Annotated in this window: 2 protein-coding genes (1 of these 2 cut by a window edge); both read right to left on the reverse strand. The window is 65.2% G+C overall.

What is annotated here, in order from left to right; translation table 11 throughout:
* A complete protein-coding gene (locus QMK55_RS00925) occupies positions 1 to 17,823 on the reverse strand; it encodes a non-ribosomal peptide synthase/polyketide synthase (RefSeq protein WP_320328426.1) in 17,823 nt (5,940 codons plus the stop codon).
* Positions 17,820 to 19,989, reverse strand: the 3' end of a protein-coding gene (locus QMK55_RS00930) for a non-ribosomal peptide synthetase (RefSeq protein ID WP_320328427.1). 10,844 nt of this gene lie beyond the right edge of the window; the window shows 2,170 of its 13,014 coding nt (coding positions 10,845-13,014); its start codon lies beyond the right edge, outside the window; the stop codon is at positions 17,820 to 17,822. The genes QMK55_RS00925 and QMK55_RS00930 overlap by 4 nt, the downstream gene beginning before the upstream one ends.

The following is a 19,989-nucleotide window of genomic DNA, read 5'->3' on the forward strand; positions in this document are numbered from 1 at the left end:
TCAGGACAGCACTGGGCCGACCGCTACCGACAGACCGTCGTGCCACCACGCCGCGAAACTGAAGACGTTGGGCGCCTTGAGAATCGTGAAGTGGTTGCCCGGCCCGTACCACACCGCCAGATCGTCGACCCGACGCTGCCAGCCTTCGAGCATCGCCGCCTGCTCGCGCTGATTGCCCCACTCGTCCAGCGTCGGATCATCGACCAGCACCAGCCGCACCGGCCCGGTATAGGCCAGACGCGGCTGATAGACCGTGCGCAGTGCCGTGGCGAAGGTGCGCACCGGGCCGTGCATCGCGTCGGGCGCCGCACGCTCCGACAACACCCCGGCGCGCACCATGCCTTCGTGCAGCAGGCGCAATTGCGTGGTGTCATCGGCGTTGGCGAACATCGCAGGATCGATCCCCAGCGATTTTCCGCAGGACAACTGCAGGGTGTCGATCAGCCGTTGCAGCGCGGCCGTGGCCGTGTACGGTTTACCCGCCGTACCGTCGCCACCCGGCGCCTCGCTGTCGATCAGCGTCAGCGAAGCCACTTCACGTCCGGCTTGTTGCAACTGCGCCGCCATCGCATGCGCCACCCAGCCGCCGAACGAATGGCCGATCAGGTGCACCGGCCCTTGCGGGTAGATCTGCTCGATGGCTTGCAGGTAGAACGCCGCAGCCGCTTCGACTTCGCTGTGCGGCACACTGACGCCGTCCAGCCCCCGGGGTTGCAGGCCGATGATCGGCCATTCCGGGCCGATCGCCTCGGTCAGGTGGATGAACCCGGTGACACTGTCACCCGCCCCCGGCACACAGAAAATCGGCGCATGCCCGGCGTGCCCGGTCTGGATCGTCAGCAGCGGTTGATACGGCGCCGGCTCCGGCATGACCACCGCGTCGAGTGCCTGCGTCAGCGCCTGGCCGAGGGCCTGGATGTGCGGCGGTTTCATCATGGTCCGGTGATCGCCGGGGATGTCGATGCAGCGCAGCAACCCTGTGTCGAAACGCTCTTCCCAGCCACGGGTCGGGCTCGGCAGGGGCTGTCCGTCCATCAGCTCCTGAGCGCGGAACAGGTGGATCGTCTGACTCGCCGGGCTGACCCGGTAATGCGCCAGCGCCAGCCGATGCGCCGCTTCGCGATCGAAGTAGTGCCAGGCATCCGCCGCGCTGACGCTCGCCAGTTCCGGGTCGGTCAGTTGCTGCGCCTGGCAACGCTGGAACAGCGCAGTGAAGTCCAGCTGTTCGATTTGTGCTTCCAGCGCCTGCACAGCCGCCAGCGCCGCCTCGCCTTCAGCGCCGAGCATCATCGAACGCCCACGGCAATGGCCGAGCAACTGGCGCTTGTCCAGCCCTTCACCGCTCCACATCGCCTTGTCCTGGGCCAGCGGATTGGGCGCATAGCTGTCGAGCATGCCGATGAACTCCACCGGCTCATCGAGGCCAAGCAATTGCTGCGCGACCTCATGCGCCAGCACCCCGCCAAATGACCAGCCCGCCAGTCGATACGGCCCGTGCGGCTGCACCGCGCGGATGATCCCGACCATGCGCTGCGCCATGCACTCGATCGTGCGCAATTGCGCTTGCCCCAGCGTCACGCCGGGCAGACCGTAGATCGGGAACTCGCCGCCGATGTGCTGGGCCAGCGTCGGGAAATACACGTCGCGACCGCTGAACTCATGCATCAGGAACAGCGGCGTACCGTGCTCCCCGGCACGCACCACGACCAGCCCGTCCGCCTGCCCGCCCGCCTCGCCCTGACTGAGCAGCGCGGCGGCAGATTCGACGCTCGGATGCTGGAACAGCTCGGCCAACGACAGTGTCAGCCCGGTCCGTTGCATCAGATTGACCAGCCGCACTGCCAGCAACGAGTGCCCGCCCAGTTCGAAGAAGTTGTCATGCCGCCCGACTTGTTCGACACCGAGTACCTCGCCCCAGATCTGCGCCAGCGTGGCTTCGACTTCACCTTGCGGCGCGACGTAAGGCCGATTGATCACCGCGTCTGCCCCCGGTTCCGGCAGGGCTTTGCGGTCGATCTTGTCGTTCGGCGTCAGTGGCAAGGCGTCGAGTTGCACGAATGCGCCGGGCACCATGTACTCGGGCAACCGTTCCAGCACATGCGCGCGCAAGGTCTCCAGACTGGGTTCTTCTACGCCGGAACGCACGGTATACCAGGCCACCAGACGCTCGTCGCGCACCATCACCACCGCTTCGCGAATCGCCGAATGCTCGATCAGCCGCGCCTCGATTTCTCCTGGTTCCAGACGTAAGCCACGCAGCTTGATCTGGAAGTCGTTGCGGCCGAGGAATTCCAGCTCGCCATCGTTGGCGTAGCGCACCAGATCGCCGGTGCGGTACAGCCGATCACCGGCTACAAACGGGCTGTCGATGAAGCGTTCAGCCTGCATCTCCGGCAAACCGTGATAACCCCGCGCCACGCCGACACCGCCAATGTGCAGTTGACCGCTGACGCCTTGTGGCACCGGTTGATCGTAGGCGTCGAGCACGTACAGGCGGGTGTTGCTCAGGGCTTTGCCGACCGGCACCACGTTGTCCGGCACCGGCATGTGCGGTTCCAGCGTCCAGCCGGTGCTGTCGACCGTGGTTTCGGTCGGGCCATAGACGTTGTGCAAACGCACCCATGGCAGCCGCTTACGCACCTGTCGCGCCAGCGCGGCACTGAGTTCACCGCCACCGTTGAGCACGTCGGTGAGGCTGGTGCATTGCTCGACGTCATCCTGCTCAATAAACTGCTGCAACAGCGCCGGTACGAACTTGACCACCGTCACTTGATGCTCGCGAATGGTCTGCACCACGTACGCCGAATCGCGGTTGCCATCCGGCCGTGCCAACACCAGACGCATTCCGGAACACAGCGGCCAGAAGATCTCCCACACCGAACTGTCGAAGCTGAACGGGGCTTTTTGCAGCAACGCGCCGTGCTCGGTCGGCGGACTGAGCTGGGAACCCCAGTGCACCATGTTGCAGGCGCTGCGGTGTTCGATCATCACGCCCTTCGGCAAGCCCGTAGAACCCGAGGTGTAGATCATGTAAGCGAGGTTCGAAGGGCTGAGGCCCGGCACCTGCGGGTCATGCTCCGGCATGTTCTGCCAAATGCTGTGGTCAAGGTCGATCAACGTCGCCGCAGACGAGTCGAACAACCCGCGAGTAGTCGTCTGCACCAGCACCGCGGTCGGTGCGCTGTCCTTGAGCATGTACGCCAGACGTTCCGCCGGATAGCTCGGGTCCAGCGGCACATAGGCGCCGCCGGCCTTGAGGATGCCGAGCAGACCAACCACCAGATCCAGCCCGCGCTCGACGCAGATCGCCACTCGCACATCCGGCTGCACCCCGAGTTCACGCAGGTGATGGGCCAGACGATTGGCGCGTTCGTTGAGTTCGCGATAACTCAGGCTGCGCTCACCGGTCTGCACGGCGACAGCATCCGGTCTGCGTCGCACTTGTGCTTCGAACAACCCGTGCAGCGGCTGCTCCAGCGGGCAATCGACTTGCGTCGCGTTGAAGTCCACCAGCAAACGCTGACGCTCATCCGCCGCCAGCAACGGCACCTGCGCCAGCACCACCTGATCATCGTTGACCAGCGCTGCCAGCAGTTGCTGGAAGTAACCGACGAAGCGGCGAATGGTCGCTTCGTCGAACAGCGCCGTGGCGTAGTTCAGCGCCCCGCGAATCCCGCTCGGGTGTTCACCGAGGGTCAGCGACAGGTCGAATTTGACGAAGCGGCTCGGCCCGGCCACGCCTTCGAGGGTCAGATCGCCCAGGGTCAGCGCCGGACCGTCGTTGTTGTCCCAACTGAGCAGCGTCTGGAACAACGCGCTATGGGACAGGCTGCGCAACGGCTTGCAGATTTCCACCACCTGTTCGAACGGCAAGTCCTGATGCGCCTGCGCTTGCAGGGTTTGCGCCTTGACCCGCGCCAGCAACGCCTCGCCGCTCGGCTCGTCAGAGGTGTCGATGCGCAAGGCCAGGGTGTTGACGAACATGCCGATCAAGCCTTCGATCTCGGCGCGAGTACGGTTGGCCACCGGCGAGCCGATCACCACCTCGGACTGACCGGACAGACGACTGAGGGTCATCGCCCAGGCGCTCATGATCACCATGTACGGCGTCACCGCCCGGCGCTGACACAGGGTCTTGATCCCGCTACTCACTGCCTCGCCCAACTGAATTTCAACGCTGGCACCGCTGTGGTCCTGCTGCGCCGGACGCGGGCGGTCGGTGGGCAGGGTCAGCAACGCCGGCGCGCCGGCCAGGGCCTGTTGCCAGTAATCGCTCTGGCGTTGCAACACCTCGCCGCTGAGCCAGCGGCGTTGCCACACCGCGTAGTCGGTGTATTGCAGCGCCAGTGGCGGCAACGGGTCGGGCTGGCCGTGACTGAACGCCTGATACAACGCCGCCAGTTCACGGGTCAGCACGCCCATCGACCAACCGTCGGAGACGATGTGGTGCAGGGTCAGCAACAGCACATGGTGATCGTCCGCCAGCCGCACCAGACGCCCGCGCAGCAGCGGATCTTCCTGCAAATTGAACGGCGCACTGGCCTCGGCCTCGGCCAAGCGGCGCAGGGCCTCGTCGGCCTGCGGATAGCCACGCAAGTCTTCGACCCGCAGCAGCAGACCGCTGTCCACCGGCAGGATCAGCACCTGAGCCTCGTCGTCGAGCTGGTGGAACCGGCTGCGCAGGGTTTCGTGCCGCGCAACGATGCGCGCCAGCGCCCGTTGCAGCGCGTCTTCATCGAGCCGGCCGCGCAGGCGCAGGCCGACCGGGATGTTGTAGGCGCTATTACCGCCGCCCATCTGCGCCAGGAACCACAGGCGTTGTTGGGCGAACGACAGCGGCAGCACTTGATCACGCGGCGCCGGCAGGATGTCCGGCAGCGTGCTGCGTCCGGCACGGCTGAGCACGTCCGCCACGGCGGCGAGTTCCGGGTTGGCGAACAGCTCGCCCAGCGCCAGTTCGATCCCCAGTTGTTGGCGCACCTGCGACAACATGCGCATCGCCAGCAGCGAATGCCCGCCCAGTTCAAAGAAGTTGTCGTGACGACCGACCTGCGCAACCTGCAGCACGTCGGCCCAGACCCGAGCCAGACTGGCTTCCAGCGCATTGGCCGGTGGCTCATAAGCGCGGCTGAGCAGCGCCTCTTGAGTCGGCGCGGGCAACGCCTTGCGGTCGATCTTGCCGTTGTTGTTCAGCGGCAGCACCGCAAGCTGCACCCACGCACTCGGCACCATGTATTCCGGCAGCCGCGCCTGCAATTGCGCGTGCAGGTCGGCGCTGTCCAGCGGCTGCTCGTGCGCGGTGTAATAAGCCACCAGACGCAGGGTTTCCTGACCGTCGCGGCGCGCCAGCACCACGGCTTCCTTGACCCCGGCGCAGTTGAGCAAGCGACTCTCGATTTCTCCCAGTTCGATACGGAAACCACGGATCTTCACTTGGTCGTCATTGCGCCCGATGCAATCGAGTTGCCCCGGTGCCAGCCAGCGCGCCAGGTCACCGGTGCGATACAGCAGCGCACCTGGCCGCTCGCTGAACGGATCACGCAGGAACTTCTCGGCGGTCAGGTCCGGGCGGTTCAGATAACCCAGCGCCACGCCCTGCCCGCCGATGTACAACTCGCCGGTCACGCCCATCGGCACCGGTTGTTGATGCGCGTCGAGCACATACACCTGGGTGTTGGAGATCGGTCCGCCAATCGGCACGCTCTCGGCGTTTTCCGCCACTTCGAGCACCTCGAAGGTGGTGGCGTAGGTGGTGGTTTCGGTCGGGCCGTAGCAATGCACGATGCGCAGTTGCGGCGCCTCGGCCCGCAGTGTGCGGAACGCCGCCGGATCGCCGCGCTCGCCACCGCACAGCAAGATGCGCAAGCCCTTGAGCGCCTGCGCAATCAACTGCACGTATTGATTGAACAGCGCGGTGGTGACGAACAGCACCGTCGCCCCAGAGGCGCTCAACTCACGGCCGAACGCATTCGGATCAAGCAAGGTCGGGTGATCGATCACCACCACGCGCCCACCGTTGAGCAGCGGCCCCCAGATGTCCATGGTGCTGGCGTCGAACGCCGGATTGGAGGCGAACACCACGCGGTCCTGCGCGTTGAAATCGGCGTAACCGTTGTTCAGCACCAGCCGGCCGATGGCCCGGTGCGGGACCATCACACCCTTCGGCGTGCCGGTGGAGCCGGAGGTGTACATGATGTACGCCAGCGTTTCCGAGGACTGCAGCAGGTTCGGGTTGTGCGTCGGCTGGCCGCTGAGCTTCAAGCGATCAAGGTCGATGCGCGGCGCCGCGTAATCGATCACTTCGCTACTGAGGGTCAGCAGCGCCACTGCCTGACAGTCCTCGACCATGAACGCCTGGCGCTCGCTCGGCGCGTTGATGTCCAGCGGCACATAGGCCGCCGCGCACTTGGCAATCGCCAGTTGCGCCACCAGCAGTTCCAGCGAGCGCGGCAGCAGGATCGCCACGGGGTCGCCCGCCTGCACGCCTTGGCTGATCAAATGGTGCGCCAGGCGATTGGCCTGGGCGTTCAGTTCAAAGTAGCTCAGCGAATGCTCGCCGTGCACCGCCGCCACAGCCTTTGGATGGGCTGCGGCCTGCTGCTGGAATACCCCGTGCACGGTCAGCGTCTGCGGGTACTCGCGCGCGGTGGCGTTGAACCCGCACAGCAAGCGCTGACGCTCATCCTCGGCGAGTAACTGCACCCGCTCCAGCACCGCCTGATCATCGCTGACCATCGCCGCCAGCACGCACTGCAAGTAGCCGACATAACGCTGGATGGTCGCCTGATCGAACAACGCCGTGGCGTATTCCAGCGACCCGCGAATCACCCCGTTGGCTTCGCCCAGGGTCAGGGTCAAATCGAACTTGGCGACCTGCCCCGGCGCGGCCACGCCTTCGAGGCTCAGATCGCCGAGCGCCAGGTTCGGGCCGACGTTGCTGTCCCAGCTCAGCGTGGTCTGGAACAGCGGGCTGTGCGCCAGGCTGCGCACCGGCCGCGCAATTTCCACTACTTGCTCGAACGGCAGATCCTGATGCGCCTGGGCTTGCAGGGTTTGCGCCTTGACCCGCGCCAGCAGCGCGGCCACGCTCGGCTCGCCCGAGGTGTCGATGCGCAAGGCCAGGGTGTTGACGAACATGCCGATCAGGCCTTCGACTTCGGCCCGGGTGCGGTTGGCCACCGGCGAACCGATCACCACATCGGACTGCCCGGACAAACGACTCAGCAACAGCGACCAGGCACTCATCAGGGTCATGAACAGGGTCACGCCGTGGCGCTGACTCAAGGCTTTGAGCCCATTGCTCATACGCCCATCCAGCCGTACTTCGACGCTGCTGCCGGCAAAATCCTGCTGTGGCGGACGCGGACGGTCGGTGGGCAGGGTCAGCAACGCCGGCGCGCCGTCGAGAGTCTGCTGCCAGTAATCGCTCTGGCGCTGCAGCACTTCACCGCTGAGCCAGCGCCGTTGCCACACGGCGTAGTCACCGTATTGCAGCGCCAGCGGTGGCAACGGATCGGACTGGCCTTGACTGAAGGCCTGATACAGCGCCATCAGTTCGCGAGTCAGTACGCCCATCGACCAGCCGTCGGCGACGATGTGATGCACGGTCAGCAACAGCACGTGATGATCATCGGCCATTTGCACCAGCCGCCCGCGAATCAGCGGATCGTGCTGCAGATCGAAGGCGGTCGCGGCTTCCTGCGCGAGCAGCGCCTGCACGCTGGCTTCGGCCTGCGGGTCCTGGCGCAGGTCTTCCGTCTGCAACAGCAGGCCGTTTTCGACGGGTGCAATCGTCACCTGCGCCTGATCGTCGATGCTGACGAAGCGGCTACGCAAGGTTTCGTGCCGCGCGACGATCTGCACCAGTGCGCGTTGCAGCGCTTCGTCATCGAGCCGCCCGCGCAAGCGCAGGCCAATCGGAATGTTGTACGCCGAGTTGCCGCCCGACATCTGGGCGAGGAACCACAGACGTTGCTGGGCGAAGGACAACGTACCGTCACGCGGCACCGCTACGATCGGCGGTTGGCTGCTGACCTCCGCTGCGCGCAGGCACTCGGCAACCGCCGCCAGTTCGGCGTTGGCGAACAGATCGGCCAGCACCAGTTCCAGTCCCATCTGTTGCCGCACCTGCGCGACCATGCGCATCGCCAGCAGCGAGTGGCCGCCAAGTTCAAAGAAGTGATCATGGCGACCGACCCGCTCGACGTGCAGCACGTCGGCCCAGATTTGCGCCAGTGCGGTTTCCAGTGCGCCTTGCGGCGCGGCGTACTCACGGGTGAACAGCGCGGTCAGATCGGGTTTCGGCAACGCCTTGCGATCGACCTTGCCATTGGCAGTCAGCGGCAGCGCGTTGAGACGGACGAACGCCGCCGGCACCATGTACTCCGGCAACTGCGCCGACAGGTGCTCGCGCAGTTCAGCGACGCTCAGCGGTTCGCCCTGCCCGGTGTAATACGCCACCAGCCGGGGCTGGCCAGGCTCGTCCTCACGGGCCAGCAACACCGCGTCCTGAATACCGGGGAGCTGGTTGAGGCGGGTTTCAATTTCCCCCAGTTCAATGCGTACGCCACGGATTTTCACCTGATCGTCGTTGCGTCCGAGGTATTCAAGGGTGCCGTCCTCGCGCCAGCGCGCAAGGTCACCGCTGCGGTACATGCGCGCATTTGGCAAGGGGCTGAACGGGTCGTGCAGGAAGCGCTCGGCAGTCATGTCCGGCCGGTTCAGGTAACCCCGGGCCACGCCGGCCCCGCCGACGTACAACTCGCCCATCACCCCCAGCGGCACCGGACGCTGGTGCCCGTCGAGCAGGTACACCGTGGCATTGCTCAGCGGTTTACCGATGTGCAAGACACCACCCGCCTCAATCAGGCCGGAGGTCGCGACCACCGTGGCCTCGGTCGGGCCATAGTTGTTGATCACCCGGAACGCCTGGTTACGGGTGAACTGGCGCAAGCGATCGCCGCCGATCAACAGGGTTTTCAAGGTTGGATGCGTCAGCCCCTGACTGAAGGCGTATTCGGCCACCGGGGTCGGCAGGAAGCTCACGTCCAGCGGCTGCGCGCGCCACCAGTCGAGCAGCGCGTCGATGTCTTCGTTGCCGTCGTGGCTCGGCGCCAGATGCAGCGTCGCGCCACAGCACAATGCCGGCCAGACTTCCCAGGCCATCGCGTCGAAACCGAACCCGGCCAGACTTGAGGTGTGGCCGCCAGCGTGCAGGTCGAAGGCCTCGCAGTGCCAGTCCACCAGGTTGCTCAGCGTGTGGTGCTCGACCATCACACCTTTCGGCAGACCGGTGGAACCGGAGGTGTAAATCACGTAGGCCAGGTGCTGCGGCGTCAGGGCTGGCAACACAGGATTGACGACGTTGTCGCTGGACCATTGGCGCTGATCAAGATCGATCACCGGCACCGCCAGTGCCGGCAACCGTGCGCGCAGATCGCTCTGGGTCAGCACGGCGACCGGCGCACTGTCTTGCAGCAGATAGCCCAGGCGTTCCGCTGGGTGTGCCGGATCGACCGGTACGTAACCGGCGCCGGCCTTGAGAATCGCCACCAGTCCGACCAGCGTATCCAGCCCACGGCGGGCGACAATGGCCACGCGATCGTCAGGCTGCACACCCGCGGCGATCAGGTGATGCGCCAAGGCGTTGGCCTGGCGGTTCAACTCGGCATAACTCAGCGTGACTCTGGCAGACTGCGCCGCCAGCGCTTGCGGGCGTTCAGCCACCTGCTGCTCGAAGCGTTGGGCAATCGTCAGCCCTTGCGGGTAATCGACGCCGGTCGCGTTGAACCCGACCAACAGTTGCTCGCGCTCGGCCACCGGCAGGATCGACAAGCGTTCCAGACCCTGATGCGGCGCGTGTTCCAGCGCCTCCACCAGGCTGTACAAGGCGCATTGCAGATAATCGCAGGTGCGCTGCGCATCGATGCCGGCACCGGCCAGTGCCGCCAGGCTGAAACCTTCGCCCAAGTCGTCGACACTGAGGGTCAGGCGATAGTTGCTGTGCTCTTCGGCTTCGAGCAATTGCATACCCTGCCAGGCCGCTTGAGCTTCGGCAGAACCGCCGCCCGCCGAGGCGCCGTGGCGATAGTTGAACAAGGTGCTGAACAGCGGCGTGGTCGGCGCCATTGCGCTGCAATGCTGAATGCGCGCCAGTTGCGCGTGTTCGTGCTGCAACAACTGGCTCAGCAATTGATGCGTCGCCAATGCCGCACCCTTGACGCTGTGCGCGCTCAGGTCGATGCGCAGCGGCAAGGTGTTGATGAACACCCCGAGCGCGCGTTCGGCGCCCTCGCCGCCCTGCAAGCGGCCAAGCAATACCGTGCCGAACACCACATCGTCGCGGCCCGACAATTGCCCGAGCACCTGCGCCCAGGCCAGGTGCATCAGGCTTGCGGCGCTGACACCCAGACGCCGCGCCTGACTGCGAAGGGTCCGGCTCAGGGTGGCGTCGAGCGTCAGTCGGGCCTGTTCGGCCAGCCCTTCGTGGGGCGGATTCTGGCCGTAAGGCAAGGTCGGCTCGTCGACGTCGCCGAGCATGTCGCGGAAGAAGTTTTCGTGCTGCTGGTCGCTCAGCCCCGACAGGGTGTGCGCCACGTAATTGCGATACGGTACCGGCTCGGCCAGACGGTGCGGCAGGCCGACCAGGAAGGCCTGCATCTCATGTTGCAGCACCTCCAGCGCCACGTGGTCCATGATCAGGTGATGGAACAGCAGCAGCGCCACCACGCGCTGATTGGCGTCGTCCCAAGCGTGTACCACGCGCATCAGCGGTGCCTGATTGACCGCCATGCGGTAATGCCCGGCGTCGAAGCGAGCGCGCAATTGCTCCAGTACATCGCCGTCCGCCGAGTCCAGCGCAAGGCTTTCACAAGCCAGCGGCGCCTCGCGCCAGACCACTTGCACCGGGTCTTGCAGCCCGTCCCAGAACAGCGAGGTGCGCAGGATGTCATGGCGCTGGATCACGCTTTGCAGCGCTTGGGTGAAGGCCTGCAAGCGCTGTTCAGCGGCGAACGCAAACTGCGCCTGCAACACGTACGGATCACCCTGCACCGCGGACAGGTGATGAAACAGGATGCCGGTCTGCAGCGGCGCCAGCGGGTAAATGTCCTGCACGTTGGCGACGCCGCCGGGAATGCTGGCGACGATGCGGTCAATGCTCGGCTGATCGAGCGCCACCAATGGCAGCAGCTCAGGGGTAATGCATGTGCAATCTGCAGTGATGAGGTTGACCGCGACTTCAGCCTCGGGCTCACCGCCCACGGCAGCGGCCAGCGCCGCCAGGGTCGGCTGGTTGAACAGCACGCGAATGTCGGCGCTCAGGCCGGCACGACGCATTTTTGCCACCAGGTTGACCGCCAGCAGCGAGTGCCCTCCGAGTTCGAAGAAGTGATCGTGGCGCCCTACCCGCTCGACATTGAGCAGTTCGGCCCAGAGCTGCGCCAGGGCGATTTCCACCTCACCGAGCGGCGCTTCGTATTCACGGGCAGTCAGCGCTGTCAGATCCGGCGCCGGCAGTGCCTTGCGGTCGAGTTTGCCGTTGGGGCTGAGTGGCAACACATCGAGATGCACAAACACGGCAGGCACCATGTAGTCCGGCAGGCGCTCCAGCAAGTGGCTGCGCAGGACGTCGACCTCCAGGCGTGCGCCGGTGTAGTACGCCACCAGACGCTTGTCGCCGGGTACGTCTTCGCGGGCCAGTACGGCGGCTTCCTGCACACCATCGATCTGGGTCAGGCGGGCCTGGATTTCGCCGAGTTCGATGCGCAGGCCACGGATCTTCATTTGATCGTCGTTGCGGCCCAGGTATTCGATATTGCCGTCCGGCAGATAACGGGCGACGTCGCCGGTGCGGTACATCCGTCCATTGGCCTGGAACGGATCGTCGAGGAAGCGTTCGGCGCTCAGCTCGGGACGGTTCAGATAACCGCGGGCGACCTGCACGCCGCCGATGTACAGCTCGCCGACGACGCCGTGCGGCACCGGTTGCTGCTGGGCACCGAGGATGTACATCCGGGTGTTGGCGATCGGTTTGCCGATCGGCGTGTTGTCCGGGGTCTGCTCCAGCGGCCCCGCGCAGTTCCACGCCGTGACGTCCACCGCCGCCTCGGTCGGGCCGTAGAGGTTGTGCAGTTCACTGCCCGGCAGTTGCTGCTTGAAGCGCCGCACCACGCTGCCCGGCAACGCTTCGCCGCTGCACATCACCTGACGCAAACCGCCGCAGCGTGCGGTGTCGGCGTGGGCGAGGAACACGTCGAGCATCGACGGTACAAAGTGCAGTGTGGTGATGTGCTCGCGCTCGATGATTTCGCTGAGGTACAGCGGATCCTTGTGCCCCTCAGGCCGGGCCATGACCAGACGTGCGCCAGTCATCAATGGCCAGAAGAACTCCCAGACCGAGACGTCGAAGCTGAACGGCGTTTTTTGCAGCACCGTGTCCGCTGCCGTCAGTTGATAAGCGTCCTGCATCCACAGCAGGCGGTTGACCACCCCGCTATGTTCGTTGATCACGCCTTTTGGTTGGCCAGTGGAGCCGGAGGTGTAGATCACGTACGCGGTGTGCTGCGGGGTCAGTTCAGCGACCGCCAAGTTGTCCGTCGGCAGCACTTGCCATTGCGGCTGATCCAGATCGATCAGCGGCACCGCCACGTCGCCGAGCAACGAACGAGTAGAACCCTGCACCAACACCGCCAGCGGCGCGCTGTCCTCCAGCATGTAGGCCAGACGTTCCAGCGGATACGCCGGGTCCAGCGGCACATAACCGCCGCCGGCCTTGAGGATCGCCAACAGGCCGACCACCATGTCCAGGCCACGCTCCACGCAGATCCCGACCCGTGAATCCGCCTGCACGCCCAACTCACGCAGGTGCCGCGCCAGTTGATTGGCCCGGGCATTGAGTTCGGCATAAGTCAGCGCCAGCTCCCCGGCAACCACCGCTGGCGCCTGCGGCGAGCGCTGCACCTGCGCCTCGAACAGCCCATGAATGGTCTGTTGAAGATCGTAACCAACGTCGGTGGCATTGAACTCGACCAGCAAGCGCTGCTGTTCTTCCTGCGCCAGCAGCGGCGCATGTTCCAGCACTGCCTGATCGTTGGCGACCATCGCCTGCAACAGGCGCTGCAAGTAACCGACAAAACGCTGCACCGTGGTTTCGTCGAACAGCGCCGTGGCGTATTCCAGCGAGCCGCGAATCACGCCATTGGACTCGCTCAGGTTCAGCGACAGGTCGAACTTGGCAAAGTGGCTCGGTTCGGCCACGCCTTCCAGGGTCAGTTCGCCGAGGGCCAGCGCCGGGCTTTCGAGACCGTCCCAGCTCAGCAACGTCTGAAACACCGGGCTGTGCGCCAGGCTGCGCACTGGCCGGATGACTTCCACCACTTGCTCGAAAGTCAGGTCCTGATGCGCCTGCGCCAGCAGGGTTTGCGCCTTGACCCGCGCCAGCAGCGCTTCGACGCTGAGTTCGCCCGACGTATCGATGCGCAAGGCCAGGGTGTTGACGAACATGCCGATCAGCCCTTCGATCTCGGCGCGGGTGCGGTTGGCCACCGGCGAGCCGATCACCACGTCCGACTGCCCGGACAGGCGACTGAGGAGCATCGCCCAGGCACTCATCAGCGTCATGTACAAAGTCACGCCGTGGCGCTGGCCCAAAGCTTTGAGCCCGGCGCTCAGACGTTCGTCGAGCACTACGGCGACGCTGCTGCCGGCATAGTCCTGCTGCGCCGGTCGCGGTCGGTCGGTGGGCAACATCAGCAGCGCCGGGGCGCCGGCGAGCGTCTGTTGCCAGTACTCGCTCTGGCGTTGCAGCACTTCGCCGCTGAGCCAGCGCCGCTGCCACACCGCGTAGTCGGTGTATTGCAGTGCCAGTGGCGGCAACGGATCGGGTTGACCGTGACTGAACGCCTGATACAGCGCCATCAGTTCGCGGGTCAGTACACCCATCGACCAGCCATCGGAGATGATGTGGTGCAGGGTCAGCAACAGCACGTGGTGATCGTCGGCCAACCGCACAAGGCGTCCGCGAATCAGCGGATCGTCCTGCAAGTCGAACGGCCCCGAGGCTTCGCCCTGAATCAGCGCTTGCAGGGTTTCGTCAGGCTGCGGGTGCTGGCGCAGGTCTTCGACCCGCAGCAGCAGGCCGGTATCCACCGGGGCTATCAGCACCTGGGCTTCGTCGTTGAATTGGGCGAAGCGGCTGCGCAGGGTTTCGTGGCGGGCGACGATGCGCGCCAGTGCGCGTTGCAGCGCGGCGTCATCAAGGCGGCCGCGCAGGCGCAGCGCCACGGGAATGTTGTAGGCGGTGTTGGCGCCTTCCATTTGCGCGAGGAACCACAGGCGCTGCTGGGCGAACGACAGCGGCAAGGCACCGTCACGGGCTACCGGCACGATCTGCGGTTGCGCACTGCGTCCGGCCGCGCTCAGCAGCAACGCGACCGCCGCCAGTTCAGCGTTGGCAAACAGATCACCCAGCGCCAGCTCGACACCGAGCCGTTGCCGCACCTGCGAGACCATGCGCATCGCCAGCAGCGAATGGCCGCCGAGTTCGAAAAAGTGATCCAGACGCCCCACCTGCTCGACCTGCAGCACATCGGCCCAGATCTGCGCCAGCGCGGTTTCCACTTCGCCTTCGGGCGCCACGTATTCGCGGGTGAACAGCGCCGCCAGATCCGGCGCCGGCAAGGCTCGGCGATCGACCTTGCCATTGGCAGTCAACGGCAACGCGGCGAGTTTGACGAACGCCACCGGCACCATGTATTCCGGCAGGCGGCTGAGCAATTGCGCGCGCAACTCGCCGACCGGCAGCGCCTCGACCTGTGCCTGTTCGGTGAAGTACGCCACCAGTCGCGGCTGCCCGGGCTGGTCTTCGCGGGCCAGCAGCACCGCTTCCTGAATCCCCGGCAACTGGTTGAGGCAGGTTTCGATTTCCCCCAGTTCTATGCGCACGCCACGGATTTTCACCTGATCGTCGTTGCGCCCCAGGTACTCGATATTGCCGTCCGCGCGCCAGCGTGCGAGGTCACCAGTGCGGTACATGCGTGCGTTCGGCGCCGTGTTGAACGGGTCACGCAGGAAGCGCTCGGCAGTCATTTCCGGGCGATTCAGGTAGCCACGGGCGACCCCGACACCGCCGACGTACAACTCGCCAGCGACACCAATCGGCACCGGGCGTTGCTGCTCGTCGAGCAGGTACACGGTGGCATTGCTCACCGGTTGGCCGATGTGCAGCGCATCGCCGCTTTCGACTAACCCCGAGGTCGCGACCACCGTGGCCTCGGTCGGGCCGTAGTTATTGATCACGTCGAAATGCTGGTGGCGATTGAACTGGCGCAAGCGATCGCCGCCGATCAGCAGCGTGCGCAAGGTCGGGTGTTCGAGGTGCTGGCTGAAGGCGTATTCGGCCACCGGGGTCGGCAGAAAACTCACGTCCAGCGGCTGCGCGCACCACCAGGCCAGCAGCGCATCGATGTCTTCGCCGCCCTCGTGGGTCGGCGCCAGATGCAGGGTCGCGCCCGCGCACAGCGCCGGCCAGACTTCCCAGGCCATCGCATCGAAACCGAAGCCGGCCAGGCTTGAAGTGTGGCGACCGGCGCACAAGTCGAACGCTGCGCAGTGCCAATCGACCAGATTGCTCAGCGTATGATGCTCGACCATCACGCCCTTGGGCAGGCCGGTGGAGCCGGAGGTGTAGATCACGTAGGCCAGGTGTGCGGTGTTCAGGCCAGGCACTTGCGGGTCATGCGCAACGCCCTGCGACCAGGTGCAGCGATCGAGTTCAATCACCGGCACGGCCAGCGCCGGCAAGCGCTCGCGCAGATTGCTTTGGGTCAGAACCGCCACCGGCGCGCTGTCGCCGAGCAGGTAGTTCAAACGCTCGGTCGGGTGTGCCGGGTCAATCGGCACATAACCGGCGCCAGCCTTGAGGATCGCCACCAGTCCGACCAGCGTGTCCAGCCCGCGACGGGCAACGATGGCGACTCGATCATCGGGTTTCACCCCGCGTTCGATCAGGTGATGCGCCAGAGCGTTGGCCTGACGGTTGAGTTCGGCGTAGGTCAATTGGCTGTCGGCACACACCGCCGCCACTGCCTCAGGCCGCTCGGCCACCCGTGCCTCGAAACGCTGGTGAATGGTCAGGGTGTTGCTGAATTCAACCTGAGTCGAATTGAAGCCGAGCAGCACCTGCGCAAGCTCCGCCGCCGGCAGGATCGGCAGTTGATTGACCGGCGTCTGCGGCGCCTGCTCCAGCGCGAGCACGAGGTTTTCCAGCGCGCAATGCAGGTAGTCGCAGATGCGCTGCGGATCGGTTTGCGTGCTGGCCAACAGGGTCAGGCTGAACGCGTCACCGAGGTCATCGACGCTCAGGGTCAGCGGATAGTTGCTGCGCTCCTCGGAGTGCAACGTGGAGATACCGTCCCACGCCGCGAGGGTTTGCGCACTGGCACTGGCGACGTTGTGGCTGTGGCGATAATTGAGCAGCGTGCTGAACAGCGGCGTTGGCGCCACCACGTGACTGCAGCGCTGGGCCAGGGCCAGCGGCGCATGTTCGTGGCGCATCAGCGTGGTCAGGCGTGCATGCGTGGCGTTGACCGCCGCACGCACGTCCTGGCTGTCGATATCCACCCGCAGCGGCAAGGTATTGATGAAAATTCCCAACGCGCGGTCAATCGCCTCGGCACCTTGCATGCGCCCCATCAGCACCGTGCCGAACACCACCTGCTGCTTGCCGGTGAGCGCCGCCAGCACCTGCGCCCAACCGAGGTGAAACAGGCTCGCGACACTGACCCCGAGCGTCCGCGCCTGCGCCCGCAAGCGCTGACCGAGCAGCGTTTCGACCGGCACGCTCAGTTCGACGATGTGGCTGCCGTCACCCTGCACGTCTTGCAGACCGTAGGGCAGCGTCGGCTCGTCGATGGCGCCGAGCATGTCGCGGAAAAATGCCTCGTGTTCGGCTTCGCTGACGCCCAGTCGTGCCTGGGCCACGTAATTGCGGAACGGCACCGGGCGTCCGAGCGACTCACTCTGTCCGGTGAGGCAGGCACGCATTTCATGACGCACCACGTCGAGGGCCGAGTGATCGAGGGCCATGTGATGGAACAGCAGCGTGGCGACCACCCGTTGCCCGGCCTCATCCCAGGCGTGGGCCAGGCGCATCAGCGGCGCGCGAGTCACGTCGAGGCGGAAGTGCCGAGCGTCGAAGCGTTCGTGCAGATACGCCAGAACATCGCTGTCGGCGTCTGGCAGCAACACCGCTTCCACCGGCAGTTCGGCCCGACGCCAGACCACCTGCACCGGCGCGTCCAGCCCTTGCCAGAACACCGCAGTGCGCAGGATGTCGTGGCGATCGATCACCGTTTGCAACGCTTGGGCGAACGCCTGAAAACGCTCACGGCTGGCAAATGCGAAGTGCGACTGCATGACATACGGGTCGCCCTCGCCGCCACTTGCGTGGTGATAAAGGATGCCTTCCTGCAGCGGCGCCAGCGGGTAAATGTCCTGCACATTGGCCGCGCCGCCGGGCACTTGCTCGACCAGACGGTCAATGGTCGCCTGGTCGAGTTCAACCAGGGTCAGCATCGCCGGGGTGATGCGGGTGGTGCCCGGGACAATGCCGTTGGCCGGCACCTCGACCTGGCCGTGTTTGGTGGCCGAGTATTGCCCGGTCTTGATCAGCTCGATCAGTGCCGGTTTGTGCTCGCGCAGCAGCACCAGCAAGGCCGGGTCGTTCAACGCCTGCTTGTTGCCGTTGACCCGCAATTGGTCGTCCGAGACCGCCAGCTGGATATCTTTAGCCTTCAATGTGGCCAACAGTTCGATCACGTTCACAGGACGATCTCCATTCGTTCGGTAATTGCGGCGTAGCCGGCCAGGGTCGGATGTTCGAACAACGACCTGACATCGGCTTCCATGCCTTCCTGACGCAGGCGGCCGATCAGACTGACCGCCAGCAGCGAGTGACCACCCAGTTCAAAGAAATGATCGTGACGCCCCACCCGCTCGACGTTGAGCAGTTCGGCCCACAGCCGGGCGAGGATGATTTCCACTTCGCCGACCGGGGCTTCGTATTCACGGACAGTCAGCGCTGTCAGATCCGGCGCCGGCAGTGCCTTGCGTTCGAGTTTGCCGTTGGGGCTGAGTGGCAACACATCGAGATGCACAAACACGGCAGGCACCATGTAGTCCGGCAGGCGCTCCAGCAAGTGGCTGCGCAGGACGTCGACCTCCAGGCGTGCGCCGGTGTAGTACGCCACCAGACGCTTGTCGCCGGGTACGTCTTCACGGGCCAGCATGGCGGCTTCCTGCACGCCGTCGATCTGGGTCAGGCGGGCCTGGATTTCGCCGAGTTCGATGCGCAGGCCACGGATCTTCACTTGATCGTCGTTGCGGCCCAGGTATTCGATATTGCCGTCCGGCAGATAACGGGCGACGTCGCCGGTGCGGTACATCCGTCCATTGGCCTGGAACGGATCGTCGAGGAAGCGTTCGGCGTTCAACTCCGGGCGATTCAGATAACCGCGTGCCACCTGCACGCCACCGATGTACAGCTCGCCGACCACACCGTGCGGCACCGGTTGCTGCTGGGCACCTAGGATGTACATCCGGGTGTTGGCGATCGGTTTGCCGATCGGCGTGTTGTCCGGGGTCTGCTCCAGCGGCCCCGCGCAGTTCCACGCGGTCACGTCCACCGCCGCCTCGGTCGGGCCGTAGAGGTTGTGCAGTTCACTGCCCGGCAGTTGCTGCTTGAAGCGTCGCACCACGCTGCCCGGCAACGCTTCGCCGCTGCACATCACCTGACGCAAACCGCCGCAGCGTGCGGTGTCGGCGTGGGCGAGGAACACGTCGAGCATCGACGGTACAAAGTGCAGTGTGGTGATGTGCTCGCGCTCGATGATTTCGCTGAGGTACAGCGGATCCTTGTGCCCCTCAGGCCGGGCCATGACCAGACGTGCGCCAGTCATCAATGGCCAGAAGAACTCCCAGACCGAGACGTCGAAGCTGAACGGCGTTTTTTGCAGCACCGTGTCCGCTGCCGTCAGTTGATAAGCGTCCTGCATCCACAGCAGGCGGTTGACCACCCCGCTATGTTCGTTGATCACGCCTTTTGGTTGGCCAGTGGAGCCGGAGGTGTAGATCACGTACGCGGTGTGCTGCGGGGTCAGTTCAGCGACCGCCAAGTTGTCCGTCGGCAGCACTTGCCATTGCGGCTGATCCAGATCGATCAGCGGCACCGCCACGTCGCCGAGCAACGAACGAGTAGAACCCTGCACCAACACCGCCAGCGGCGCGCTGTCCTCCAGCATGTAGGCCAGACGTTCCAGCGGATACGCCGGGTCCAGCGGCACATAACCGCCGCCGGCCTTGAGGATCGCCAGCAGCCCGACCACCATGTCCAGACCACGCTCCACGCAGATCCCGACCCGTGAATCCGCCTGCACGCCCAACTCACGCAGGTGCCGCGCCAGTTGATTGGCCCGGGCATTGAGTTCGGCATAAGTCAGCGCCAGCTCCCCGGCAACCACCGCTGGCGCCTGCGGCGAGCGCTGCACCTGCGCCTCGAACAGCCCATGAATGGTCTGCTGAAGATCGTAACCAACGTCGGTGGCATTGAGGCCGAACAGCAACTGCCGACGCTCGGCATCCGGTAACACCGGCAGGCGATTCAACGCCTGCTGCGGTGCCTGCTCCAGCGCCTCGGCCAGCGCCGCCAAGGCTCGCTGCATGTACCCGCAGACCCGCGCCGCGCCAATCGACGCGGGGGTCATGACCGTGAGGTCAAAGCCCTGCCCCAGATCATCGACGTTGAGGTTCAGCGGGTAGTTGGTGCGCTCCTCGCTGGAGAGGTTATGGATGCCTTGCCAGCTCAGACGCGTGGCCTGTTGCTGTGCTTCGCTGACGCTGTGCCGGTAGTTGAGCATCGCGCTGAACAGCGGCGACGGCGCCGCCACACCGCTGCAACGCTGGGCCAGCGCCAGTGACGCGTGTTCATGGCCA

This window comes from Pseudomonas sp. P8_229, from assembly GCF_034008635.1.
GTDB lineage: Bacteria > Pseudomonadota > Gammaproteobacteria > Pseudomonadales > Pseudomonadaceae > Aquipseudomonas.